The sequence below is a fragment of the Brevundimonas sp. M20 genome, from assembly GCF_006547065.1.
Taxonomy (GTDB): domain Bacteria; phylum Pseudomonadota; class Alphaproteobacteria; order Caulobacterales; family Caulobacteraceae; genus Brevundimonas.
Window position 1 is genome coordinate 2769115 of the sequence record NZ_CP041243.1, and the last position, 23413, is coordinate 2792527.

The following is a 23413-nucleotide window of genomic DNA, read 5'->3' on the forward strand; positions in this document are numbered from 1 at the left end:
TGATCCAACACTGTTCCGGAGAACAGATGCGAGAGACCGGACGACCCGGGACGACAGGACGGAAGACCGCGCAACGGGTCGGCGCGACGGCGGGGGCGGTGCTGGCGCATCTGATCCTGCTGCCGCTGGCGCTGGCCACGCGCGATGAGCCGGACGCCCCGCCCATGGCGACGGAGCCGGTGATTCTGCTGGAGATGGTCGCGCCGCCGCCTCCTCCGCCCCCTCCGCCGCCCCCTCCGCCGCCAAGGGCGCCGACCAAGGCCCCGCCGCCGCCGGGCCCGAAGGCCGAGACGCCGACGCCCGCCCCGGCCGCGGCGCAACCGGCCCCGACGGTGCGTCCGCCCGCGACACGGCCGCCGCCACGCCCGCGCCCGGCCCGGCCGACGCCGAGGATGGAGCCGGTTCCCCTGCCCGCGACACGACCGCCGACCCCGCCCGAAATCGCCATGCCGACCATCGGGGACGCCCAGCTGGCCGGCGCCCTGAGGGCCGGAGCGGGATCGGGCGGCGGGGGCGGCGGCGCGGGCGCGGGCGGCGGAGGTGGCGGCGGCTCGGGCGACGGCGGCGGCTGCGATCTGGTGCGGGACATCCAGAACGCCCTGCGCGACGACGCCGAGGTGCGCGCCGCCGTCAACGCCGCCCAGCGCGCCGCCGGATCGGGGCGCGCCCTGCTGATCTGGGACGGCGACTGGCGCCAGACGCCGGGCCAGACGGGCAAGGGGCTGGCGGGCGTGCGTCAGGCCATCGCGCTGGAGGTGGCCTTCGCCCCGCAGGCCTGTCGCCGGGAGGCCATGCGCGGGATGGTGCTGCTGACGATGAGCGACGCCCCGGGCGCGGCGCGGGTCGCGCTGGGGACCGCCAGCTGGCGCTGGAGCGACCTGCTGCAACGGTGAAGCTGCCGTAAATCGGTCGCGGCGGGGTCGCGATGGGGACGCGAGCGCGGGTCAGAAGCCGCGCGGGCGTGTCGGCTCGCGTGGATGAACGGCGGACAACGGAAGGCTCAGCTTCCGTTGGGCGCTGACGTTGCACACCGCGACTGTCGAGGTTGCTCGACAGGACTGTGGGGCTGAACGTGAAAATCGCTATCCTTGCGGGCACCCGCCCGGAAGTCGTCAAAATGGCGCCGGTGCGCGCGGCGCTGGCCGCCACGCCGGGGCTGGAGCCGGTGTGGATCTCCACCGAGCAGCAGGGCGCGCTGAACGCCCAGGCGCTGGAGACCTTCGGCATCACGCCGGACATCCGGCTGGACCCGCCGTCGCCGGAGCGGACGCTGGGCGGGCGCTTCGCCCAGATCATGGACCGGCTGGACGACGTGCTGGGCCGACTGGCGCCGCAGCTGGTGCTGGTCCAGGGCGACACCTCGACGACGGCGGCGGGTGCGATGGCGGGCTTCGCCCGGCGCATTCCGATCGGCCACGTCGAGGCCGGCCTGCGCACCTTCGATCTGGATCAGCCCTTCCCCGAGGAAGGCTGGCGCTGCGTTGTCGGCCAGCTGGCGGACCTGCATTTCGCCCCGACCGAGGCCGCGGTCCGGAACCTGCTGCGCGGGGGCGTGTCCCAGCACCGCATCCATATGACCGGAAACACCGGGATCGACGCCGTCCGGCTGTCGGGCGCCCGTGTGAGCCCGGTTCCGCTGACCGACGGCCGCCGGCTGGTGCTGGTGACCGTGCACCGGCGCGAGAACTGGGGTCCCGAATTGGAACAGGTGTTGGCCGCGCTGATCCTGCTGCGGGACAGGGTGTCCGATATCGAGATCGTTTTCGCCGCCCACGCCAACCCCGCGCTGCGCGGTCGCGTGGACGCCGCGCTGAAGGATAAGGACCGCATCCGCATCGTCGAGCCGCTGGACTACCTCGGCTTCCTGTCGCACCTGAAGAGCGCGACCCTGGTGCTGTCGGACTCGGGCGGCGTGCAGGAGGAAGGGCCGGTGCTGGGCGTGCCGGTGCTGGTGCTGCGCGAGACCACCGAACGGGCCGAGGCCGTCGAGGCCGGGGTCGCCCGCCTGATCGGCACACGCACCGAAGACGTGGTCGAGGCCGCGACGCAGCTGCTGACAGACGAGCCGGAGCGGATGCAGATGGTGCGCGCCGTCAGCCCGTTCGGCGACGGCTTCGCGGCCGGTCGCATCGCCGACGTCATCTCCGGCTGGAGCCCCGCCAAGCCGCTGGGCGGCGAACAGATCCGGGCGGCCGTCTGAGACATGTCCGCCACCATGGCCATCACCCTCGGGGCCTGGCTGACCACCCTGTCGGCGCACCTGCCGACGGGCGCGGACCTGTACGCCTTCGTGCTGGGCTACTGGGAGGTGCTGCGCTGGGCGGTGATGATCTCGGCCGTGCTGATCCTGATCAGCTCGCTGGACGACCTGTTCATCGACCTGGCCTACTGGTGGGGGCTGCTGGTGCGGTTCTGCACCTTCTGGGACCGGCCCGCGCCGCAACGCCTGCTGGAGCGCGAACCCGAGAAGCTGATCGCCATCATGGTGCCCGCCTGGCAGGAGTCAGACGTCATCGCCAGCATGGTGGCCAACACCAACAACACCTTCGACTACAGCCGCTACCACATCTTCGTGGGCGTCTATGCGAACGACGCGGACACCCGGCGCGAGGTCGAGAAGGTGCGCCAGCGCTTTCCCAATGTGCACCGCGCCGAGGTGCCGCATGACGGCCCGACGTCCAAGGCCGACTGCCTGAACTGGATCATCCAGAACATCCTTCTGTACGAGGAGAAGACCGGGCAGACGTTCGGCGCCTTCCTGATGCACGACGCCGAGGACGTGGTGCATCCGTTCGGGCTGAAGACGGTCAACTGGTTCGTCGATGAGGCGGCCATGATCCAGATGCCGGTCCTGTCGATGGACCGCAAATGGACCAGTCTCGTCGCCTGCCACTACATGGACGAGTTCGCCGAGTTCCACACCAAGGACCTGCCGGTGCGCTCGGCGTTGGCCCGGATGACGCCGTCGGCGGGGGTGGCCACGGCCTTCCACCGCAAGGCCATGATGGCGCTGGTCGAGGAGAAGGACGGCCAGCCGTTCAACACCGACAGCCTGACCGAGGACTATGACGTCGCCCACCGCCTGAGCGCGCTCGGCTATCCGTCGCAGTTCGTGCGCTATCACGCCCGCGTGCCGCGCCAGAGGAAGGCGTGGCTCCGCAAGGGGATGGTCGACATCAAGCGCCGCGAGCTGGTGGCGACCAGGGAGTTTTTCCCGCACAAATTCGCCTACAGCGTCCGGCAGAAGGCGCGCTGGACCCTGGGCATCTCGATCATGGGCTGGGCGCAGCTGGGCTGGTTCGGCGGGCTGGTGAACCGCTACTACCTGTTCCGCGACCGCAAGGCGCTGTTCACCGCCCCGGTGGGGATCTTCGGCTATGTGATCGTGGTCCAGCTGCTGGGCCTTCTGCTGGTTGAGATGATCTGGCCCGAGGCGGTGAACCTGCCGCCGGTGATCGACCGCCACTGGGTCTGGGTGGTCGTGACGATCAACTTCCTGTTCCTGGTCAACCGCATCCTGCACCGCGCCTGGTTCACGGGGATCAATCACGGTCTGAAGCATGTGCCGCTGACGCCGATCCGGATCGTGACCTCGAACCTGATCTCGTTCGGCGCCTTCTGGCGGGCGTCGCGCCAGTGGCTGAGCCATCTGATGACCGGCCGCCCGATCGCCTGGGACAAGACACAGCACGCCTATCCGTCGCTGTCGGAGCTGCAGCAGGGCTCGGGCCGTCTTGGGGATACGCTGCGGTTCTGGAACCACGTCAGCGAGGCCGATCTGACCCGCGCGCTGGAGGCGCAGAAGGACGGCTATCGTCCGCTGGGCCTGTTGCTGCTCGATCTGGCGGCGGTGGACGACGATCATCTGGCCGAGGCCTTCGCCGAGCGCGGCGAGACATACGCCTCGATCTTCGATCCGTTCAAGATCGACCGGGATGTGCTGGCCCTGCTGACGCCGCAAGAGGCCGCGCGCTACGGCGCGGTGCCGCTGCGCCGGAACGGGACCGGGCTGGACGTGGCGCTGGCCGAGCCCCTGCCCGCCGACCAGCGGACGGCGCTGGAGCGGCGCTTCGGCCTGCAGGGCGTGCGCAGCGTCCGCTTCCTGTTCGCGCCGCTGAGCGACATCGCCTTCGCGATCCGGTTCGCCTGGGGCGAGGATCCCTTCTCCGGCGTGCGCGCACAGCTGGCGCGGATGCGGGCGGCGGGCCATCTGGACGCCTCGCGCGAAGCCATGCTGTGGCGCTCGGTGCGGGCCGGCTATGCGCGGCTGGGCGACATCCTGATCCGTCAGGGCCGCATCAGCCACGCCGACCTGCAAACGGCGCTGGCCGCGTCGCGCGCCGACGGCCGCTCGCTGGGCGAGACCCTGACGCGGCTGAACATGGTGTCGGCCGCCGACATCGAGGCGGCGCTGCAGGACCAGCGCAGCGCCCGCTGGCTGAACGAACATCTGGCCGAGGCGCTGAAGAGCGCGCCGGTCGATCCCCGTCATGAACCCGTCTGACCGCCGAGGCTTCGCCGTGAACCGCTCGCTCCTTCTCGCCTCCGTCGCCCTGGCCGCCTGCGGCGCCGCCGTGATGACGCCCGCCGTCGTTCAGGCCCAGACCGTGGCCGCTTCCGACAGCGGATACGCCGACGCCACCGCCGCCTATGCCGCGATGAGCGCGGGCCGCCCCGTCGATGCGGTCGCCCCGGCCCGTCGCGCGGTGGACGCCTCGCCCGAAAATCTGGAGTGGCGACTGCTGCTGGCCGACGCCCTGACCGGATCAGGCGATCAGGCCGGCGCGCTGGCCGCCCTGCAACCGGTGGCCGGCAGCTGGGACCATCGCGTCCAGAGCCGTCGCGCCGAGGCCGCGCGCCAGACCGGCGACCTGCAACAGGCGGCCGAGGCCTATGGGCTGGCCGCGCCGCTGGCCCCGACCGCCGAGAGCCGGGCCTATCTGGCCCGGGCGCGGGCGCAGGCGCTGGTGCAACTGGGTCGGACGGGCGAGGCGCGGACAGCTCTGCGCGAGGCCCACGCCTCGGGCGTGCTGCCGGGCGATGCGCCGCTGGACTTCGCCTATGCCGCCGTGGGCGCGCGCGACGACCGGCTGGCGGTGCAGGCCTTCGCCGCCGCCGACCGCGCCGAGCCGCTGAAGGGCGCGCAGGCGCTGGACGCCGCCTATGCCGCCCGCCGCGCCGGACAGGACGCGGAAGCGATCACCTGGCTGGAACAGGGCGCGCGCACCCTGCCCGCCGAAGACCTGACCCCGCAGCGCCGCCACGAGATCGGTCGCGAACTGCAGACGCTGGAGGACCGCTGGGGCGGCACGGCCACCGTTTCGACCGGCCCGGCGGACAGCACCACGACCCTGCTGAACAACGGCGGGGATCAGGTGACGCAGGTCGGCGGCGAGGTCTGGGCCCGCGTCGGCGGCGACAACAACGGGCGCCCGGTCCAGGTCTTCGCCCGCGCCTGGCAGACGCTGGACGCCGACACCGGCCCGACCGGCGGCGACACCACGCAGGGGTGGGTCGGCGTGCGCTGGAAGCCCTTCACCGAAACCAATCTGTCGCTCGAAGCCAGCCGCCTGATCGCCCTCGGCGACGCGGCGCGGGACGACACCATGCTGCGCGCCGCCTGGTCGGCGGATGTGGGCGGCGACCTGCGCTACGACCGCGACAGCTGGCCCTCGGCCCATGTCTATGTCGACGCCGCCCGCCTGATCGAGGACGAGCAGACCTATGTGGTGGCCGACGCCAACATCGGCTGGACCTGGGTCGCGAGCGAAAGCCGCCGGGACACGGTGACGGCGGGCGTGGGCGTCAGGGCCGACTACGACAGCCTGCGCGCCGAGGAGTGGGCGGTTGCAGCGGGCCCCCGCGTCGCCTGGCGCCACTGGATGGGCGGCGACGACCTGCGCGCGCCGGGGCGGTATCTGGATGTATCGCTGGGGTATTATGTCCCGATCGGCGACGGGCCGCGGGACGAGGGGGTGGTGGCGGCGGTGACGGTGGGGTTCTAGACTGATCCCATGAAGCCTCTGGACAACCGAACCACCGATGCGATGTCAAAGGTTCGGCAGGCGAAAACCAAGCCTGAAGAGACCGTCGCCAAAGCGCTCAGGGAGATCGGCGCCTCCTACCGCAGGAATGTTCGCGCACTGCCCGGCACGCCAGACTTTGCAAACCAGTCAAATGGCTGGGTTGTGCAGGTCCACGGCTGCTTCTGGCATCAGCATGATTGCAAACGCGGAACCATGCCCAGCCACAACCAAGCGGAATGGCGCGCAAAGTTCGAGCGGAACAAGGCGCGGGATGCAGAAGCCGAGAGGGCTTTATCGTCTCTCGGCCTGCGAGTTCTCACCGTATGGGAGTGTGAGACCAAAACCCCATCGGAGCTCAAAGAGCGGTTGAAAACCCATTTGGGGTAGGTAACGCGCCTTTCACCCCCAATCTGTAGATGGCAGAGTGTTGACACTGCAATTTTGTTCCTGCTTTGTTTCCGCATTCCTCGTCTGCGAGCCGCTCCGATGACCCTGCGCCTAATCGATCTGTTCAGCGGCGCCGGAGGCATGAGCCTCGGCTTCTCTGACAAGCGCTTTTGCGGTGGCTTTGAGACCGTTCTGGCCATCGACAACGACAAGGCCGCCATCAAGACGCACGGGTTGAATTTCCCGGGTCGCTCGGTTCAGGCGAACATCGAGGAATGGCTTCTAAACAACGAAGTACCCCAGGCCGACGTCGTCATCGGCGGCCCTCCTTGTCAGGGCTTCAGCCTGCTGAACAAGAAACGGGATGGAGACGCCCGACGCGCATTGTGGGAACCCTTCATTGAGATTGCCGAGCGCTCGGGTGCTCGCGTGTTCGTCATGGAGAACGTGGCCGAACTCTATCGGTCGCCGGAACGCCAACTGATCGAGGCCAAGGCGGCCCAGCACGGCTTCCAGACTCATGCGGTGATCGTGAACGCAGCCGATTACGGCGCACCGCAAACCCGCAAGCGAACGATCATCCTCGGCTGGCGTGAGGCTCACAATCTGCCGAGCTTCCCGCCGCTCCCCTCGCACGCTGATCCGAAGCTGAAGAGCAACCTGCCGCGGTGGCGCACAGTGCGCGATGTGATCGCCGATCTGCCAGTTGAGGCTATCGGAACCGAAATCGGGTCGCGCCCGACGCTGAACCTGCATTTCGGCCGCACGCCTACGGCGAAGAGCCTGGAGCGCTACGCAGCCGTTCCCCCGGGCGGCAACCGGTTCGATCTTCTGGCCAATCGCCCCGACATCACCCCCGACTGCTGGGTGCGCAAGACCAGCGGCGGCACCGACCTGTTCGGCCGCCTCTGGTGGGATCGTCCCTCGGTGACGATCCGGACGGAATTCTACAAGCCGGAGAAGGGCCGCTATCTGCATCCGGAAGCCGACCGCCCGATCACCCACCGGGAAGCCGCCCGGCTGATGGGCTTCCCGGATGACTTCAAATTCTACGGGACGAAGGTCGAAGTGGCGCGCCAGATCGGGAACGCGGTACCGCCGCATCTGGCGGGAGCACTGGCGAAGGTCGTGCGAGAAATTCTGGTTGAGCGGCAACTCGCCGCGTAGTTAACCCGACGACAACGACGCAATGCAACGTTGCGGTATGCCGCAACGCGATTTCCCTAACGATCAAGCGCTTTTGGCGTATCTCGCGAAGAGTCTTCAGACGTCCGTCAGCGATCTTGATGGTATTGTCGGCGCGACCGCCCAGTTAATCCGGCGGGCCATCGACGAAGTGATCGACGCCCCCAGGACCAAACGGCTCGTCCTCTCGCAATGCGAGAAGACCGAGAAAACCTATCTTGGAACCAAGGTGGAAATCTTGTTCCGAGAAGCCATCAGGCAGCCGAAGGGCGAGTTTCTCGATCTCAATCTCGGCGGCGTCGACACAGACATCAAACACTCCATCGGCACTGCTTGGATGATTCCTCGCGAGGCTGTCGGCAAGCCCTGCGTCCTGATCTCCGAAAACGAGACAACTGCTCGCTTCAATTTGGGCGTCATTGTCTGTCGGCCCGCGAACCTCACCGCAGGCGGCAACCGTGATCAAAAGCTTCAGATCTCGGCCTTCGGCCGTGAGCAAGCATTGTGGCTAGCGAAAGATCAGCCGTATCCCCGCAACATCTGGCAAGGGTTCGATCAGGCACACCTTAGTAGGATCGTCACCCATCGCGGCGGCGCGGCAAGGGTGGCCGAACTATTTCGTCATCTGCAGCGCACGCCGATCCCTCGCAGCGCTATTTCGGCGATCGCCGCACAACTCGATCCCCTCAAACGTGTGAGAGCGAATGGAGGGGCACGCGACATTCTCCGCCTGGAAGGAATCGCCATTCTGTGGGGACAGAAAGACAGACCCCTGATCACTGCGCTCGGACTGCCTCAAATCTTGTCCGACGAGTTCATCAGCCTCTCGGCACACACACCAGGCGAAGCGTCATTGCTGCGAGCAGCCGGTCATCTCGACTAGAGGGGCCCCTAGCCCTCAATCCTCATCCATCTTCAGCGCCGCGATGAAGGCTTCCTGCGGGATTTCGACCTTGCCGAACTGCCGCATGCGCTTCTTGCCTTCCTTCTGCTTCTCCAGAAGCTTCTTCTTCCGGGTGGCGTCGCCGCCGTAGCATTTGGAGGTCACGTCCTTGCGCAGGGCGCGGACGGTTTCGCGGGCGATGATCTTGCCGCCGATGGCGGCCTGGATCGGGATCTGGAACATGTGCGGAGGGATCAGCTCCTTCATCTTCTCGACCATGCCGCGGCCGCGGGTCTCGGCGCGGTTGCGGTGGACCAGCATGCTGAGGGCGTCGACCGGCTCGGCGTTCACGAGGATCGACATCTTCACCAGATCGCCGACCTTGTATTCGGTGATCTCGTAGTCGAACGAGGCGTAGCCCTTCGAGATCGACTTCAGGCGGTCGTAGAAATCGAAGACGACCTCGTTCAGCGGCAGTTCGTAGACGACCATGGCCCGGGTGCCGACCCAGGTCAGTTCCTTCTGCTCGCCGCGCCGATCCTGACACAGCTTGATCACGCCGCCGAGGTACTCCTCGGGCGTCAGGATGGTGGCTTTGATCCACGGCTCGGAGATGTCCATGATCTGCATGACGTCCGGCAGATCGGCCGGATTGTGCAGGTCCATGGTGCTGCCGTCGCGCAGGGCGATCTTGTAGACGACAGAGGGCGCCGTCGCGATGAGGTCGAGATTGAACTCGCGGCTCAGGCGCTCCTGGATGATCTCCAGATGCAGCAGGCCGAGGAAGCCGCAGCGGAAGCCGAAGCCCAGGGCGGCCGAGCTTTCCATCTCATAGGTGAAGGAGGCGTCGTTCAGGCGCAGGCGGGCGATGGCCGCGCGCAGGTCCTCGAAGTCGGCGGCGTCCACCGGGAACAGGCCGCAGAAGACCACCGACTGGACTTCCTTGAAGCCCCGCAGCGGTTCGGCGGTCGGCTTCTTCTCGTCAGTGATGGTGTCGCCGACGGCGGCGTGGGCGACTTCCTTGATCTGGGCGGTGATGAAGCCGACCTCACCCGGCCCCAGTTGATCGACCGGGGTGTTCTTGGGCAGGAAGACGCCGACGCGGTCGACCAGATGGGTCGAGCCGTTCTGCATGAATTTCACGCGCTGGCCGGCCCTGAGCACGCCGTCGAAGACGCGGACCAGCAGCACGACGCCGAGGTAGGGGTCGTACCAGGCGTCGACCAGCATGGCCTTCAGCGGGGCGTCGACGTCGCCTTTCGGAGCCGGCAGGCGGGTGACGATGGCTTCCAGAACATCCTCGATGCCGATGCCGGACTTGGCGCTGGCCATGACGGCGTCGGAGGCGTCGATGCCGATGACGTCCTCGATCTGGGCGCGGACCCGGTCGGGCTCGGCGGCCGGCAGGTCGATCTTGTTCAGGACCGGCACGATCTCGTGGTTGTTGTCGATGGCCTGATAGACGTTGGCCAGGGTCTGGGCCTCCACGCCCTGCGAGGCGTCGACGACCAGCAGCGAGCCTTCGCAGGCGGCCAGCGAGCGCGAGACCTCATAGGCGAAGTCGACGTGGCCCGGCGTGTCCATCAGGTTCAGGACGTAATCGAGCCCGTCCTTCGCCTTGTAGTTCAGGCGCACGGTCTGCGCCTTGATGGTGATGCCACGCTCTTTTTCGATGTCCATGTTGTCCAGCACCTGGGCGGACATTTCGCGCGCGGTCAGGCCGCCCGTGTACTGGATCAGGCGGTCGGAGAGCGTGGACTTGCCGTGGTCGATGTGGGCGACGACGGAGAAGTTGCGGATGCGTTCGATGGGGGTGGTCGGCATGGTCCGGCGCGCCTAGCACGGCAGGCGGAAAAGCGCCAACGGAACGGCGAAATGAACCGTCTCCGCCACTGATTTTGTTGCGGATTACGAACTTGTAAGGCGACGCTTTGTCAGTTTGCGGCGGGTCCGGGAAACGGTATTCAACGGCGGATGACAACCGGACGCCCGAACGGGCGTTGTTTCGCTGGATCGCGCCCCTCCCGCGCGATCGCCAAGGGGATGCCAAGTGTCGATCAAGTTTCAAGGCCGTCGGGCCGTCGCCGCTGCGCTGCTGACCGCCGCCCTGGTGGTCTCCGCCTGCGAGAAGAAGGAAGAGCCCGCGCCGCCGTCACGTCAGACCGTGACCGCCGCCACGGTGACGCAGGTCGCCCTGCCCCGCGCCGTAACCGCGTCGGGCAGCGTCTCGGCCTGGGAAGAGGTGCCGGTCGGCGCCGAGACCGGCGGACTGGTGGCCACGGGCGTGTTCGTGGATGAAGGCAGCTGGGTCCGTCAGGGCCAGCCTCTGGTTCAACTGAATGACGCCCTGCTGCGCGCGCAGCTTCGCCAGCAGGAGGCCCAGGTGCAGACCGCCCGGGCCAACGCCGCCCGCGATGACGCCGCCCTGGCGCGTGCGCAGGAACTGAAGGAACGCGGCTTCCTGAGCCAGGCGTCGCTGGATACGGCCCTGGCGAACCAGCGCTCGTCGCAGGCCAATTTGGCGGCCGCTCTCGCCGCCCTGTCGGAGACCCGAACCCGTCTGGACCAGAGCGTGATCCGCGCGCCCGTGGCGGGCCGGATCATCAGCCGCAGCGTGACCCGCGGCCAGATCGTCGGCGCCGGGACGGAGCTGTTCCGCATGGTGCGGGACGGCCGGCTGGAGCTGGACGCCCAGGTGCCGGAGACCGAACTGCCTCTGGTGGCCGCCGGCCAGACGGCGACCATCACCTCCGACCAGAGCGGAAGCACGACCGGGACGGTCCGCATCGTAACGCCGGAAGTCGACCCGCAGACCCGTCTGGGTGTGGCGCGCATCACCCTGGCCCCGAATTCGGCGCTGAAGCCGGGGAATTTCGCCCGCGCCACCATCAGCGTCGGCGCCGCCCCGGCCCTGATCATCCCCGCCTCGGCCGTCGTCTTCCGGGAGGGCCGCGCGGGCGTCTATGTGATCGGCCAGAATGACGCGGTGCGCTTCACCCTGGTGCAGACCGGCGCGCGCAGCGGCGACAACGTCGCCATCACCGGCGGCCTGCAGGCCGGGCAGCGGGTGGTGGTTTCGGGCGCCGGCTTCCTCGGCGACGGTGATCTGGTGACCATCGGACGTCCGACCCCGCCCCTGCCGACGGCCGGCCAGCAAGGGCGCTGAGGATGAACTTCAACAACATCTCGTCCTGGTCGATCCGGAACCCGATCCCGATCGTCCTGCTCTTTATCGTCCTGACGATCGCGGGGACGGCCAGCTACTTCAAACTGCGCACCAATAATTTTCCGGACGTCGATCTGCCGATCGTAGCGGTGACGGTCGTCCAGTCGGGCGCCGCGCCGACCGAGATGGAAACCCAGGTGACGCGGCTGGTGGAGGACTCGGTCGCGGGACTGGGGCAGGTGAAGCACATCACCTCGACCGTGAACGAGGGCGTCTCGACGACCTCGATTGAATTCCAGCTGGGTGTCGAGCTGGAGAAGGCCACCAATGACGTCCGCAATGCGGTCTCCGGCATTCGCCAGAACCTGCCCGCCGACGTGCAGGAGCCGATCGTCCAGCGCATCGAGTTCACCGCAATTCCGTTCGCCAACTATGTGGTGCGGGCGCCGGGCATGAGCCCGGAGGAGCTGAGCTGGTTCGTCGACAACACGGTCGCCAAACGACTGCTGTCGGTTCGCGGCGTCAGTCAGGTCAGCCGCGACGGCGGCGTGACGCGGGAAATCCGCATCAAGCTGGACCCCGCCCGACTGGAGGCCGCCGGGGTGACGGCGGCCGCGGTGTCGAACCAGCTGCGCACCCAGAACATCAACCTGCCCGGCGGCCGCGGCGAACTGGCCGGCAGCGAGCAGGCCATCCGCACCGTCGGCTCGGCCAAATCCGTGGAGGAACTGCGCAACACCCTGATCCCTGTCGGATCGCGCACCGTGCGGCTGAGCGAGCTGGGCGAGGTGACGGACGAATGGTCCGAGCAGAGGGGCCGCGCCCGCTTCAACGGGCAGGAAGTCGTCGGCTTCGGCATCTCGCGCGCCATCGGCTCGTCCGAGGTGGGCGTCTACAACGCGACAAAAGACGCCATCGAGGCCCTGGACGCTGAACGCGACGACGTCACCATGGAAGAGGTGGCCAACACCACCCAGGACGTCATCAACAATTTCCATGCCTCGGTCGAAGCCCTGGTTCTGGGCGCCCTGCTGGCTGTCGCGGTGGTGTTCGTCTTCCTGCGGGACTGGCGCGCGACCCTGATCGCCGCCGTGGCCATGCCGCTGAGCCTGATCCCGACCTTCTGGGTGATGGACCTGATGGGGCAATCGCTGAACGTGGTGTCGCTGCTGGCCCTGTCGCTGACCGTCGGCATCCTTGTCGACGACGCGATCGTGGAGATCGAGAACATCGTCCGGCACATCCGGGACGGGAAGGCGCCCTATCCGGCGGCCATCGAGGCGGCGGACGAAATCGGCCTGGCCGTCATGGCCACCACGGCGACGCTGGTGGCGGTGTTCGCGCCGACCGGCTTCATGCCGGGCATCGTCGGCCAGTTCTTCGTCAGCTTCGCCATCGCCGCCTGCGTGAGCGTGCTGTTCTCCCTGCTGGTGGCGCGAACCCTGACCCCCCTGATGGGCGCCTATTTGCTGAAGCGCGATCAGGGCAAGGAGCACAAGGATCCGGCCTGGATGGGCGCGTATCTGCGGGCTCTGGAGTGGTGCCTGGGCGACCGCGGCAAGACGGTCGCGGGCGAGGCTCCGGCGACGGAGCAACCGGTCCGGCGCAAGCCGCCGTTCCTGAAGCGGGTCCGCGCCCGCTTCTGCGATCACCGGCTGTGGGTGCTGGGGATGGGGGCCGTCTTCTTTATCGGCTCGCTGGGGCTGGCCGCCCTGCTGCCGAGCGAGTTCATCCCGGTGGAGGACCAGTCACGGTCGTCGCTGACGATCCAGCTGCCGCCCGGCACGACGCTGGACGAAACCGACGCCGCCGTTCAGCGGATCAACACCGCGCTGATGAAACTGCCTGAAGTGAAGTCGGTCTATTCGTCCATCGGCTCGGCGACGGTCAGTTTCGGACCCGGCGGGGGCGGCAGCGCGGGCGAGGTTCGCAAGGCCAGCCTGACGGTCAATCTGGTCCCCCGGTCGGACCGCAGCATCAGCCAGCAGCAGTTCGAACGGAATTTCGGCCCGACCCTGCGCGCCATTCCCGGCGCCCGCAGCCAGTTCGGCGCCGCCGGCGCCGGCGGATCGGGCCTGATCGCCATCGCCCTGGTCAGCGACGATCCCGTCGCGCTGGAGCAGGCCTCGGCCAACGTCGAGCGCGGCATGCGGGACATCAAGGGCGTGGCCAACGTCATCTCGTCGTCGGCTCTGGTGCGTCCTGAAATCCTGATCACGCCCAAGGCCGATATCGCGGCCCTGCAAGGCGTCTCCACGCAGGACATCAGCCAGGTGGCGCGAGTCGCCACCCTGGGCGACGCCGACCAGCTGCTGCCCAAGTTCAATCTGGGCGACAGGCAGGTTCCGATCCGGGTGATGCTGGCCGAGGAATCGCGCACCGACCTCGCGGTTCTGGAGAATCTGAAGGTGCCGACCGCCTCGGGCGGGGTCGTGCCCCTGTCCGCCGTGGCCGACATCGGCTTCGGGGCGGGCCCCAACCAGATCGATCGTCTGGACCGTCGCCGGGTGGCCAACATCACCGCCGAGATCAGCGGCACGACGTTCAGCGAGGCCACCAAGGCCATCGACGAGCTGCCGGCGATGAAGAACCTGCCCGCAGGCGTTGAGCAGCAACTGACCGGCGACGCCGAAAGCAACGCCGAACTGGGCGCGGGCTTCGCCTTCGCCATCGTGACGGGCATCCTGTTGATGTACGTGGTGCTGGTGCTGCTGTTCGGCAGCTTCTTCCACCCGATCACCATTCTGGCGGCCCTGCCGGTGTCGTTCGGCGGCGCCTTCTTCGCCCTGCTGGTCACCGGCAAGTCGATGTCCATGCCCGCCCTGATCGGCATCATCATGCTGACCGGGATCGCGGCCAAGAACTCGATCCTGCTGGTCGACTACGCGATCATGGCGATGCGTCAGGGGATGACCAAGCGTGAGGCCCTGATCGACGCGGCGCACAAGCGGGCGCGGCCGATCATCATGACCACCTTCGCCATGGGTCTGGGGATGCTGCCGATCGCGGCGGCGCTGGGCGAAGGCACGGCCTTCCGCTCGCCGATGGCCATCGCGGTGATCGGCGGTCTGATCACCTCGACCGCGCTGAGCCTGCTGTTCGTACCGGTGGTGTTCAGCCTGATCGACGGGGTGAAGACCCGGCTGGAGAAGCGCATGGACAGGATGTTCCATGCCCAGCGCGGTCATGAGCAGACCCTCGCGCCGGAGACCGGTGCGGACGCGGACGCCGGCGCGACGACGCCGGACGACCGCTGGTGATCAGACGACGATGATGCGCGACGGCGGCGGGTAGCACCACCGCCGTCGCGGTCAGCCGTGCGCCGAATGCGAACGGCGCGTCTGATGGACGAGATAATCGCCATACTCGCCTCTCGCTTCGAATACGGCCGGCGAGACGCCGTCGGGGTGGAGCTCGAGCGCAAGCGCCGTCAGCCGCCCTGCCCGAACGTCCCATGCCGGACCGGCGCCCATCGAACGATAAGCGCGCCGACGCCCGCGCGCCGCCCTCCCGCGGTTCGCGCCAGCTGACCCGCCCCCTTTCAGGCCCCAAAACAAAACCGGCCGGGGTCGCCCCCGGCCGGTTCCACGTTTCGCCGATGGCGAGGCGTTTAGTACTTCGCGCGCAGGGTGATGCCGTAGGTGCGCGGCTGGCCCAGGAAGGCGTTGTAGGTCTGGGTGTCCAGGTTGCCGTTGTAGTAGGTGCCCGGGTGGGTGCCGCCCGACTGCAGGGTCGACTGGAAGGCGGTGCCTTGCAGCGGACCGTTGTAGGCGACCTGCACATACTCTTCGTCGGTCAGGTTCTGGGCCCAGATGTCGACGGTCCAGCGCTCGTCCTCGGTGCCGATCGAGATACGGCCGTTGACGGTCGTGAACGCGTCCTGCGCCTTGTAGGGCAGGAGGTCCGAACCGGTGTTGTAGTCGCTCATGTACTTGGCGGCGAGGCTGAAGCCGACGCGACCGCCGTTGCCGATGCTGCGCTCATAGTTGATCGAGGCCGAGGCCGACCATTCCGGAGCGAACGAGGCGCGCGAACCCGGCAGCAGCGAGAGCTGCGGGAAGTTGCCCGGGTTCGTCAGGTCCGCGGCGGTGAAGTTGCCGTACTCGGTGTTCGTGTAGGTCAGGCCGCCGCCCAGGCTCAGGCCGTCGATGGGGGTGAACCACAGGAAGTCGGCGTCCACACCGCGCGAGGTCAGCTCGGGGATCGATTCCACCACGAAGGCGGTGCCGAGGAAGGTGTTGAGCTGGAAGTCGGTGAAGGTCTGGTCGAAGTAGGTCGCGTTCAGCAGAACGGTCCGGTTCAGCAGGGTCATCTTCACGCCCGCTTCGTAGCTGTCCACGACTTCCGACGGGAACAGCAGCGAGGCGACCGGGGTGACGCCCGTCTGCACGCGGTCCAGGTTGTAGCCGAAGCTCTTGTAGCCGCGGGCATACGACGCATACGTCATGATGGAGTCGTTGATGCGGTAGGCGGCCTTGATGGTGCCGCTCAGCTCGCCGTCATCGAAGCTCTCGGAGATGTTGCGGTTGTTGAAGGCGGCGTTGGCCCAGGGCAGGCAGGCGTTGCCGATGATGGTCGGCGCGGCCGCGGCGCCCAGGGCGCCGGCGATAGCGCCGGCGTTGGCGGCGAAGGCGGCGCAGGTGGCGCCGTTGCCGTTCACGTTGCGCTGGCGGGCGTCCAGGCTCTTGTCGTCGATGGTGTAACGCAGACCCAGGGTCAGGTCGAACTTGTCGGTGACGTGCCAGGTGTTGTTGGTGAAGATGGCGTAGGAGGTCGACTCCTGCTCGTAGAAGTCCTCAACGCCCTGACCGACGGTGAAGCCCGGACCCGTGGCCGGAACCAGACCGTACAGGCAGCCGCCGAGACCCGCGGCGGTCTGACCCGTCGCGGTGAAGCAGCCGACGCGGCCCGGGTTGATCGGGATCGGTCCCGGAGGCGTCGGCGAGCCGGCGGTGGCGGCGTTCAGCTGGGCGGTCAGCAGCAGCGACAGGAACGGACCATAGTCGGCGCCGAAGTAGTAGCTGTCGGCGCGGCCGATGCGCTCACGCGTGGCGAAGACGCCGACCAGCCAGTCGATACGCTCGTTCGAACCGGCCAGACGCAGTTCCTGGGTCAGGTTATCGACCGAGTAGCCGTAGTCGCCGTCCTGTTCGCGATACAGGATGTCGGCGCCGGTATAGTCGATGTCCATACCGATTTCGCCGTTCCAGTCGCGCCACGACGTGATCGACGTCAGGGTCGCGCCGCCGAACAGGCCCGGCATGTCGATGTTCGCCTCGACCGAGACGCCCATGTCATGGATGTCCTGCCCCGTGCCGCGGTTCGAGAAGGCCTGGCGCGAGAAGGGCAGCGGGCCGAAGCCGGCGGCCGGCGGACGCTGGCCGGTGCCGGTCGAGAGGGCGTCGACGAACGGATAGGTCGGGCCGGTGCGGATCTGGACGCCGGCGCAGCAGTATTCGTCGCGCGAGGTATAGTCGGCGATGACGCGGATCGAGGTGTTGTCGTTCGGCAGCCACAGCAGTTGGCCGCGGGTGGTGAAGAAGTCCTGGTTGGCGTCGTCCGTCTGGGTGCGCGGGCCGTCGCCGGTGTCCACGTCATAGAAGCCGTCGCGGACGCGGCGGCCGGCGTACAGGCGGAAGGCCAGCTGGTCGGTGATCGGACCGGTGACCGAACCCGACACGCCCATGGCGCCGTAGTTGCCGGCGGTCGCCTCGCCCGAGAAGCCCGGGGTGAACGACGGGGCTTCGGTCAGGATGTTGATGACGCCCGCCGAGGTGTTCTTGCCGAACAGGGTCCCTTGCGGGCCCTTCAGCACCTCGATGCGGCTCATTTCGCCCAGATCACCGAAGCCGACCGAGTTGCGCGAGCGATAGACGCCGTCGATCACGACGCCGACCGAGCTTTCCAGACCGGGGTTGTCGCCGACGGTGCCGACGCCGCGGATGCGGGCGGTGGTCGAGGCTTCCGACTGGGTCGAGGTGACGGTCATGCCCGGGGTCAGGATCTGAAGATCCTTGATGTCGCGAACGCCCGCGTTCTCCAGCGCCTCGGCCGGCAGGCTGGTGACCACGATCGGCACGTCCTGCAGGTTCTGTTCACGCTTCTGGGCGGTGACGATGATGTCGTCGATGGTGGTCGGACCGTCCTGGTCCTGCGCGGAAGCGACACCGGCGAAGCCGAAGGCGCAGGCGCCGACGACGGCGGCCGAAACGGTGGTCCGAAGAATATTGGTGAGGCGCATGCCCACTCCCCGACTGAGGCCGGGCCCGTGCTTCAGACGGTAGCCACGGCGTTTCCTGATCCCATGGGCCGCGTTCTTGACGTGGAACGCGATACTCCAGTTGTGTTTGGGTAACTCAGGCGGGACTCACCGACAAGGAGCGCCGTTTCCCGACATCGCATTTCGTTGGTGCGCGAAGCCTAACTGTGACGCAAAAGCGACAAAAAGCGATGACGCAAGGTCAATATTCGCTCAACTTGCCCCAGTATCTGCGTCCGGCTCGACCAATTTTTTGCGCCGTCCGGCCGCAATCCCAAGAACCGTTGCGCCGGTTATCGCTGATAACATAGAGCCGGCGAGCACGCCCAGCTTGACCTCGACCTGCTCGACCGAGTCGACGGCGCCGGGGAAGGCCAGAATCCCGATGAAGAGACTCATGGTGAAGCCGACGCCGCACAGCAGGCTGACCCCGTAAAGCTCCAGCCAGGTCGCGCCGGACGGCCGCCGGCCGATACCCGTGAAGGTCGCGATCGCCGCCGCCGCCATCACGCCGATCTGCTTGCCGATGAACAGCCCCAACGCGATGCCGATGACCAGCGGCGCGAAGGCCTGTTCAAGGGACAGACCGGCGAAGCTGACCCCCGCCTTGGCGAAGGCGAAAAGGGGCAGGATGACGTAGGCGACATAGGGGTGCAGGTCGTGCATCGCCTCCTGCAGGGGGCTCTGTCCGTCGGAGCGACGATCCTGCACCGGCACGATGGCGGCGAAGGCCACGGCGGTGAGCGAGGTCGACAACCCCGCCTGCACGGTCAGATACCAGACCAGCCCGAAGCCCAGCACCCAGAAGGGCGCCGGTATCTTCTTCCAGCGCGCGACCAGCGCCCCGACCACCAGCAGACCGGCGATCCAGAGCAGGGGGCCCATCTGCACGCCGCTGGAGAACAGGATCGCGATCAGGGCGATGGCGCCCAGGTCATCGACGATGGCCAGCGTCAGCAGGAAGACGCGCAGGGAGGACGGCAGGTTGCGCGCCACCATCGCGAAGATCGCCAGGGCGAAGGCGATGTCGGTCGCCAGCGGGATCGGCCACCCCGCATGCGGTCCGGAAAAGGCCGTGGAGAAGAACAGATAGACCAGTGCGGGCGCGACCATGCCGCCGATCGCGGCCAGCACCGGCGTGGCCAGCTTGCGCGGATCGCTGAGCTCGCCGCGCAGGATTTCGTATTTGATCTCCAGCCCCACCACGAGGAAGAAGATCGCCATCAGGCCTTCCTTGATCCACTCGGAGACCGTCAGCTCCAGCAGGACAGGGCCGAGCTGGACCACATGCTCGCTCTTCAGCCAGCCGAAATAGTCCTTTGACCAGGGCGAGTTCGCGACGATCAAGGCCGCCAGCGCCGCGAAGCCGAGCACCGTGCCGGAGCCGGCCTCCGTCTTGAGGAAATCGAGCGTGAGTTTGCGCGCCATGAGGCCTCCGAACCAGAAGGGGTTTTCATGGCGTCAGGTTATCGACGGACGCCGGACCGGATTCGCCGCAGGGCGATCAGCCATGGGCGCCGGCCTGGCCGTATCCGCGCGCGGACCGACCTGATGTCTGCCTCTACAATACGGCCGGGGCCGGGAGGTTCAAGGCGAAACGGTTGCGAAAGTCGGCTTCAGGCCGCATCTGGCGGCCATGCCCGTCTCTCCCGACTACCGCCCCGAGCCCCGTTTCGCTGATCTGGGAGACGAGTACGGCGACACCGTCGGCGCCGCCGACTTTCCGCAGGCGATCCTGCGGTTCCGCAACGACCGGGCGGCGGCGACGGTCGGGCTGGAGACGCTGACAGACGAGGAATGGACCGCGCACTTCGGCCGGTTCACGCCCCTGCCGGGCCAGCCCGCTCCGATCGCCATGCGCTATCACGGACACCAGTTCCGCACCTACAATCCCGACCTCGGCGACGGGCGCGGGTTTCTGGCGGCGCAGCTGAGGGAGACGTCCGACGCTCAGGCCGTGAACGACCGCATCGCGAGCGACAGCGCTCCGCGAGGCAGACTTCTGGACCTGGGCTCCAAGGGCTCGGGCCGGACGCCGTGGTCACGCACCGCCGACGGACGACTGACCCTGAAGGGCGGGGTGCGCGAGGTGCTGGCGGCGGAGATGCTGGAGTTGCAGGGCGTACCCACCAGCCGGGCGTTCAGCCTGATCGAGACCGGCGAGGAACTGGAACGGGGCGACGAACCCTCCCCCACCCGTTCAGCGGTGATGGTGCGGCTGTCGCACAGCCACATCCGCTTCGGCACCTTCCAGCGCGCGGCCTATTTCGGGCGGGCGGACATGATCGAGGCGTTGGTCGAGCATGCGCGCTCTCTCTACCACCCCGAGGTGGCGCGGGGCGATGTTCCCGGCTTCCTGCGCGCCGTGGTCGACGCCTCGGCCCGGCTGACGGCGCGTTGGGTGGCGGCGGGCTTCGTCCACGGCGTGCTGAATACCGACAATCTGAACGTCACCGGCGAAAGCTTCGACTACGGTCCCTGGCGCTTCCTGCCTTATTACGAGCCCGGCTTCACCGCGGCCTATTTCGACCAGACCGGCCTGTATGCGTTCGCGCGGCAGCCGGAGGCGGTGTTCTGGGCTCTGACCCAACTGGGCGGCGCGCTGAAACTGGCGACCGACGCCGAGCCGCTGACCGAAGCGCTCAACAGTTTCGGCCCGGCCTATATCCGCGAACTGCGCGCGGCCTTCCTGAACCGGCTGGGCGTAAAGAGCCTCGGCGAGGCGGCGGACCAACGCCTGCTGGACACCACCCTGGCCCTGCTGCGCGAAACCGGCGAAGCGGCGCGTTGGGAGCCCCTGTTCCACGACTGGTTCGGCGGCTTCGCCTCCTCGGCCCGGGCGCTGGCCGGACCGCGCGCGAAGCTGTGGCAGGGCAAGGCCTTCGACAATTTCCGCTACGCCCTGTTCGAACATGAGCCGGACCGGCCCGAGCGGCTGGAGAGCCCGGTCTTCGCCCGGCCGGAGCCGGAGGAGATGCTGATAGACGAGGTCGAGACCATATGGGCCGCCATCGCAGAAGGCGACGACTGGACGCCCTTCCACGACAAGGTCGGCCGCGTCCGGCGCGCGGGCGCCGCCCGCCTCTGAAGGATCATTACGAAGGTTTCATCTCGAAAAACGATAATCTTCTTGATCGATAATCGATGCGCAAATATCGATTATCGACATGGGGCCGCACGGGGCGGCCGGGAGATTTTCAAATGAGACTGATCGGCAAGCGATCCGTAGCCAGTCTGGTGCGATGGGTGCTGGGCTTCGTGAATGTGTTCGTGACCATCGGGGTCGTCGCCACAGGCCTGTTGCTGCTGACCTCACTGGTCATCCCCGACTTCGCGGCGGGCCTGTTCGACGGATTGGCGCAGCGGCCCGACAACAGCGGCCGGGCGCTGTTCATGGGCGAACGGGTGACCCTGCTGGCGGCCTTCCTGGCGACCGCGAGCACCTGGTGGATCCTGAACCGGCTGCGCCGCATCTTCCTGTCGGTGAATCGCGGCGATGCCTTCGAACTCGCCAACGTCGGCCGACTCCAGGCGATGGGACTGGGCCTGATCGGGGTGCAGGTCAGCGCGATGATCCTGGCGTTCAGCACGCCCCGGGACGTCATCGCGACCGATTTTGAACTCGATCTGGGCGCCTGGCTGGGCATCCTGATCGTCTTCATGCTGGCGGAGGTGTTCCGGCAGGGCTCGTCGATGCGCGACGACCAGCAGATGACGGTCTGAGGAATCGCCATGTCCATCACCGTGCAACTGGATCGTCTGCTGCAGGCCCGCCGCATGTCGCTGACCGAACTGAGCGATCGGGTCGGCGTGACCCTGGCCAATCTGTCCATTCTGAAGACCGGCAAGGCGCGCGCCGTCCGCTTCTCGACCCTGGACGCCCTGTGCCGGGAGCTGGACTGTCAGCCCGGCGACCTTCTGGGCCGCATCGAAGGGCCGCAGCCCGCGGGAGACGATGAGCCGGCCTGATCCCGGCGAAGCCTGTTCCGGAAAGCTCGCTTGTCATGATGTAAAAGTTGCTTGACTTGGTTTGGCGGCGCTGTAAAACACCCTTGTCACAACGACAGGGAGCCTTGTCATGACCACCGAAGTCAAAACCCCCTCGCGCTATGATCTGGAGCCCCGCGCCGCCGCCACTGTCGCCCTGATGCTGGCGGTGGTCGTGGCCCCGGAGCTGACCGAGCGCGTTCCCTTCTGGCCCGCCCAGTTCGGCAACGCCCCGTCGGTCGGATCGGCCCTGCTGCTGGCCGCGCTGATCATGGCCCTGATCAGCTTCAGCCGGCGCTACGGATGGGACGCCAAATGACAGCCGTCTCGCCATTGCGGGCGCTGCGTCAGGCGCAGAACCTGACGCAGGCGGAACTGGCCCGCCGCCTCGGCATCTCCAGCCGGACCCTTCGGGCCATGGAGACCGGAACCTACGCCCCCTCGGTCACCCTCGCCTGCCGGGTCGCCCGCGAACTGGGCCGTCCCGTGGAAGCCGTCTTCCACGCCTGAGCCCTCGGGCCTCTCTCTTCCGGGGCTCGCCCCGTCATTCACATCAAGGAACACGACCATGACCAACAGCATCAAGCTGGGGCGCGCCGCCTCGTACCTGTCGCACTTCGCCTCGGGCCTGTGCCTGACGCTCGTAGCCAGCGCCTTCCTGTACGCCGCCGAAGCCCAGGCCTCGGCCATGGCCGAGCCCGCTCCGGCCGCCTGCGCCGCCGACTGCTGACAGCGAGCTGGCAACAGGGTGGCGGTAGGCATGAACGGGTCGGCGCCCCGCCGGCCCAAAGCCCCCCGGACCCGTCATGCCCGCCGCCGCGCCGAAAGAAACAGCCGCGCTTAACCTGTCGGAAACGCCGCTCGCATTACATCGATTTATGGTTCCGGCCACGCTTTGGCCGTCGCCGATTGTCACTGAAGAGTCACGTATCGTTACGGCCGATCCCGTCCCCCTTGCGGAACGGCGGAGGCAATCCGATCTCGCCGCTGTTACCAATACAAGAGCGCCCGAAGCGGCGTCATCGAAAATGACTTCTCAGACACTCACTCCCGCCCGCGCACGGCTGAACGCCAGCTACCGGAACCTGACCCTGTGGACCCTGCAGGGCTGGATCGCGATGTTCTTCATCGCGGCCGGCTACGCCAAGCTGACCGAGCCGCTGGACAACCTGATCGACCTGATGCGCTGGCCAGCCCTGGCGCCGGAGAATTTCGTGCGCGGCCTCGGCGTCGCCGAGATCGTTCTGGCGCTCCTGATGCTGGCCCCGGTCGTGTCGTGGAAGCACGGCCGCCCGCTGCTGGTCGTCGCCGCATCCGGCCTGCTGCTGCTGCAAACCGCCATGCTGGCGATCCACGCGACCGGCCTGGACGTCGGCCCGGCCATCACCAACGCCGTCCTGATCGCCATGACCGCCCCGGTCCTGTGGCTCCGGTCGCGCGAAGCCCGCTGAGGCGACAAAAGCAGCAGGCAGACAGGCAGCAGGGCCGCGACGGAAACGTTGCGGCCTTTTCGTTTGCGC

19 protein-coding genes are annotated in these 23413 nt (G+C 67.6%); 16 read left to right on the forward strand and 3 right to left on the reverse strand.

Features of this window, described 5'->3' with window-relative positions:
• Nucleotides 1–26: 26 nt before the first annotated feature.
• The 7 genes from FKQ52_RS16550 to FKQ52_RS13685 all read left to right on the forward strand — a co-directional run bounded on the left by FKQ52_RS16550 (nt 27) and on the right by FKQ52_RS13685 (nt 8481).
• On the forward strand, nt 27–893 hold the full coding sequence (locus tag FKQ52_RS16550) for a hypothetical protein (protein ID WP_205750767.1): 867 nt from the start codon (nt 27–29) through the stop codon (nt 891–893).
• Nucleotides 894–1072: 179 nt separating this feature from the next.
• Nucleotides 1073–2200, forward strand: a complete 1128-nt coding sequence (gene wecB / locus FKQ52_RS13660) for a non-hydrolyzing UDP-N-acetylglucosamine 2-epimerase (protein WP_141627688.1) — start codon at nt 1073–1075, stop codon at nt 2198–2200.
• 3 nt (nt 2201–2203) lie between these two features.
• Nucleotides 2204–4504 carry a glycosyl transferase family protein gene (locus FKQ52_RS13665; RefSeq protein WP_141627689.1) on the forward strand — a complete coding sequence of 767 codons (2301 nt, stop codon included), beginning with the start codon at nt 2204–2206 and terminating at the stop codon, nt 4502–4504.
• A 16-nt stretch (nt 4505–4520) separates the two neighbouring features.
• Nucleotides 4521–6005 carry a hypothetical protein gene (locus FKQ52_RS13670; protein ID WP_168196864.1) on the forward strand — a complete coding sequence of 495 codons (1485 nt, stop codon included), beginning with the start codon at nt 4521–4523 and terminating at the stop codon, nt 6003–6005.
• Between the two features lie 9 nt (nt 6006–6014).
• Nucleotides 6015–6413: a very short patch repair endonuclease gene (locus tag FKQ52_RS13675; RefSeq protein WP_141627691.1), complete on the forward strand. Its 399-nt coding sequence runs from the start codon at nt 6015–6017 to the stop codon at nt 6411–6413.
• 99 nt (nt 6414–6512) lie between these two features.
• Nucleotides 6513–7580 carry a DNA cytosine methyltransferase gene (locus FKQ52_RS13680; RefSeq protein ID WP_141627692.1) on the forward strand — a complete coding sequence of 356 codons (1068 nt, stop codon included), beginning with the start codon at nt 6513–6515 and terminating at the stop codon, nt 7578–7580.
• A 22-nt stretch (nt 7581–7602) separates the two neighbouring features.
• Nucleotides 7603–8481 (forward strand): NaeI family type II restriction endonuclease, encoded by an 879-nt coding sequence (locus tag FKQ52_RS13685; protein ID WP_141627693.1) that lies wholly within the window; start codon nt 7603–7605, stop codon nt 8479–8481.
• Nucleotides 8482–8496: 15 nt separating this feature from the next.
• On the opposite strand, the gene lepA is transcribed toward FKQ52_RS13685, so the two are convergent.
• Complete coding sequence (gene lepA, locus FKQ52_RS13690; protein WP_141627694.1) at nt 8497–10305, reverse strand: translation elongation factor 4; 1809 nt, start codon at nt 10303–10305, stop codon at nt 8497–8499.
• A gap of 226 nt (nt 10306–10531) precedes the next feature.
• Here lepA and FKQ52_RS13695 point away from each other — a divergent pair, with 226 nt between their 5' ends.
• Both FKQ52_RS13695 and FKQ52_RS13700 read left to right on the forward strand, forming a co-directional pair.
• Nucleotides 10532–11647 carry an efflux RND transporter periplasmic adaptor subunit gene (locus FKQ52_RS13695; protein WP_240811659.1) on the forward strand — a complete coding sequence of 372 codons (1116 nt, stop codon included), beginning with the start codon at nt 10532–10534 and terminating at the stop codon, nt 11645–11647.
• 2 nt (nt 11648–11649) lie between these two features.
• Nucleotides 11650–14907: an efflux RND transporter permease subunit gene (locus tag FKQ52_RS13700; protein ID WP_141627695.1), complete on the forward strand. Its 3258-nt coding sequence runs from the start codon at nt 11650–11652 to the stop codon at nt 14905–14907.
• 350 nt (nt 14908–15257) lie between these two features.
• Here FKQ52_RS13700 and FKQ52_RS13705 read toward each other — a convergent pair whose 3' ends face one another.
• Together FKQ52_RS13705 and nhaA are read right to left on the reverse strand one after the other, a co-directional pair.
• Complete coding sequence (locus tag FKQ52_RS13705) at nt 15258–17888, reverse strand: TonB-dependent receptor (RefSeq protein WP_141627696.1); 2631 nt, start codon at nt 17886–17888, stop codon at nt 15258–15260.
• A gap of 231 nt (nt 17889–18119) precedes the next feature.
• On the reverse strand, nt 18120–19334 hold the full coding sequence (gene nhaA / locus FKQ52_RS13710; RefSeq protein WP_141627697.1) for a Na+/H+ antiporter NhaA: 1215 nt from the start codon (nt 19332–19334) through the stop codon (nt 18120–18122).
• A 208-nt stretch (nt 19335–19542) separates the two neighbouring features.
• On the opposite strand from nhaA, the gene FKQ52_RS13715 reads away from it, so the two are divergent.
• From FKQ52_RS13715 to FKQ52_RS13740, 7 genes are all read left to right on the forward strand, one after another.
• Nucleotides 19543–20994 carry a protein adenylyltransferase SelO family protein gene (locus tag FKQ52_RS13715; RefSeq protein ID WP_141627698.1) on the forward strand — a complete coding sequence of 484 codons (1452 nt, stop codon included), beginning with the start codon at nt 19543–19545 and terminating at the stop codon, nt 20992–20994.
• Nucleotides 20995–21107: 113 nt separating this feature from the next.
• The gene (locus FKQ52_RS13720; RefSeq protein ID WP_141627699.1) at nt 21108–21629 is read left to right on the forward strand and encodes a DUF2975 domain-containing protein; all 522 of its coding nucleotides are present in this window, start codon (nt 21108–21110) and stop codon (nt 21627–21629) included.
• Between the two features lie 9 nt (nt 21630–21638).
• Nucleotides 21639–21875 carry a helix-turn-helix transcriptional regulator gene (locus FKQ52_RS13725; RefSeq protein ID WP_141627700.1) on the forward strand — a complete coding sequence of 79 codons (237 nt, stop codon included), beginning with the start codon at nt 21639–21641 and terminating at the stop codon, nt 21873–21875.
• 109 nt (nt 21876–21984) lie between these two features.
• The gene (locus FKQ52_RS13730; RefSeq protein ID WP_141627701.1) at nt 21985–22212 is read left to right on the forward strand and encodes a hypothetical protein; all 228 of its coding nucleotides are present in this window, start codon (nt 21985–21987) and stop codon (nt 22210–22212) included.
• Entirely contained in the window at nt 22209–22403 is a 195-nt protein-coding gene (locus tag FKQ52_RS13735) for a helix-turn-helix transcriptional regulator (protein WP_168196865.1), read from the forward strand. Before FKQ52_RS13730 ends, FKQ52_RS13735 begins: the two co-directional genes overlap by 4 nt.
• Nucleotides 22404–22461: 58 nt before the next feature.
• Nucleotides 22462–22623, forward strand: coding sequence for a hypothetical protein (locus FKQ52_RS16490; RefSeq protein WP_168196866.1), 162 nt, complete (start codon nt 22462–22464; stop codon nt 22621–22623).
• A gap of 298 nt (nt 22624–22921) precedes the next feature.
• Nucleotides 22922–23344 (forward strand): DoxX family protein, encoded by a 423-nt coding sequence (locus FKQ52_RS13740; RefSeq protein ID WP_141627703.1) that lies wholly within the window; start codon nt 22922–22924, stop codon nt 23342–23344.
• The last annotated feature ends 69 nt before the right edge of the window (nt 23345–23413 follow it).

Coding starts and splice junctions, on each gene's coding strand:
- FKQ52_RS13680 (WP_141627692.1), top strand. CDS start 6,513: ATGACCCTGCGCCTAATCGATCTGTTCAGCGGCGCCGGAGGCATGAGC.
- FKQ52_RS13715 (WP_141627698.1), top strand. CDS start 19,543: ATGCCCGTCTCTCCCGACTACCGCCCCGAGCCCCGTTTCGCTGATCTG.
- FKQ52_RS13725 (WP_141627700.1), top strand. CDS start 21,639: ATGTCCATCACCGTGCAACTGGATCGTCTGCTGCAGGCCCGCCGCATG.
- FKQ52_RS13720 (WP_141627699.1), top strand. CDS start 21,108: ATGAGACTGATCGGCAAGCGATCCGTAGCCAGTCTGGTGCGATGGGTG.
- lepA (WP_141627694.1), bottom strand. CDS start 10,305: ATGCCGACCACCCCCATCGAACGCATCCGCAACTTCTCCGTCGTCGCC.
- FKQ52_RS13700 (WP_141627695.1), top strand. CDS start 11,650: ATGAACTTCAACAACATCTCGTCCTGGTCGATCCGGAACCCGATCCCG.
- FKQ52_RS13705 (WP_141627696.1), bottom strand. CDS start 17,888: ATGCGCCTCACCAATATTCTTCGGACCACCGTTTCGGCCGCCGTCGTC.
- FKQ52_RS13730 (WP_141627701.1), top strand. CDS start 21,985: ATGACCACCGAAGTCAAAACCCCCTCGCGCTATGATCTGGAGCCCCGC.
- nhaA (WP_141627697.1), bottom strand. CDS start 19,334: ATGGCGCGCAAACTCACGCTCGATTTCCTCAAGACGGAGGCCGGCTCC.
- FKQ52_RS13665 (WP_141627689.1), top strand. CDS start 2,204: ATGTCCGCCACCATGGCCATCACCCTCGGGGCCTGGCTGACCACCCTG.
- FKQ52_RS16490 (WP_168196866.1), top strand. CDS start 22,462: ATGACCAACAGCATCAAGCTGGGGCGCGCCGCCTCGTACCTGTCGCAC.
- FKQ52_RS13675 (WP_141627691.1), top strand. CDS start 6,015: ATGAAGCCTCTGGACAACCGAACCACCGATGCGATGTCAAAGGTTCGG.
- FKQ52_RS13685 (WP_141627693.1), top strand. CDS start 7,603: ATGCAACGTTGCGGTATGCCGCAACGCGATTTCCCTAACGATCAAGCG.
- FKQ52_RS13735 (WP_168196865.1), top strand. CDS start 22,209: ATGACAGCCGTCTCGCCATTGCGGGCGCTGCGTCAGGCGCAGAACCTG.
- FKQ52_RS16550 (WP_205750767.1), top strand. CDS start 27: ATGCGAGAGACCGGACGACCCGGGACGACAGGACGGAAGACCGCGCAA.
- FKQ52_RS13740 (WP_141627703.1), top strand. CDS start 22,922: ATGACTTCTCAGACACTCACTCCCGCCCGCGCACGGCTGAACGCCAGC.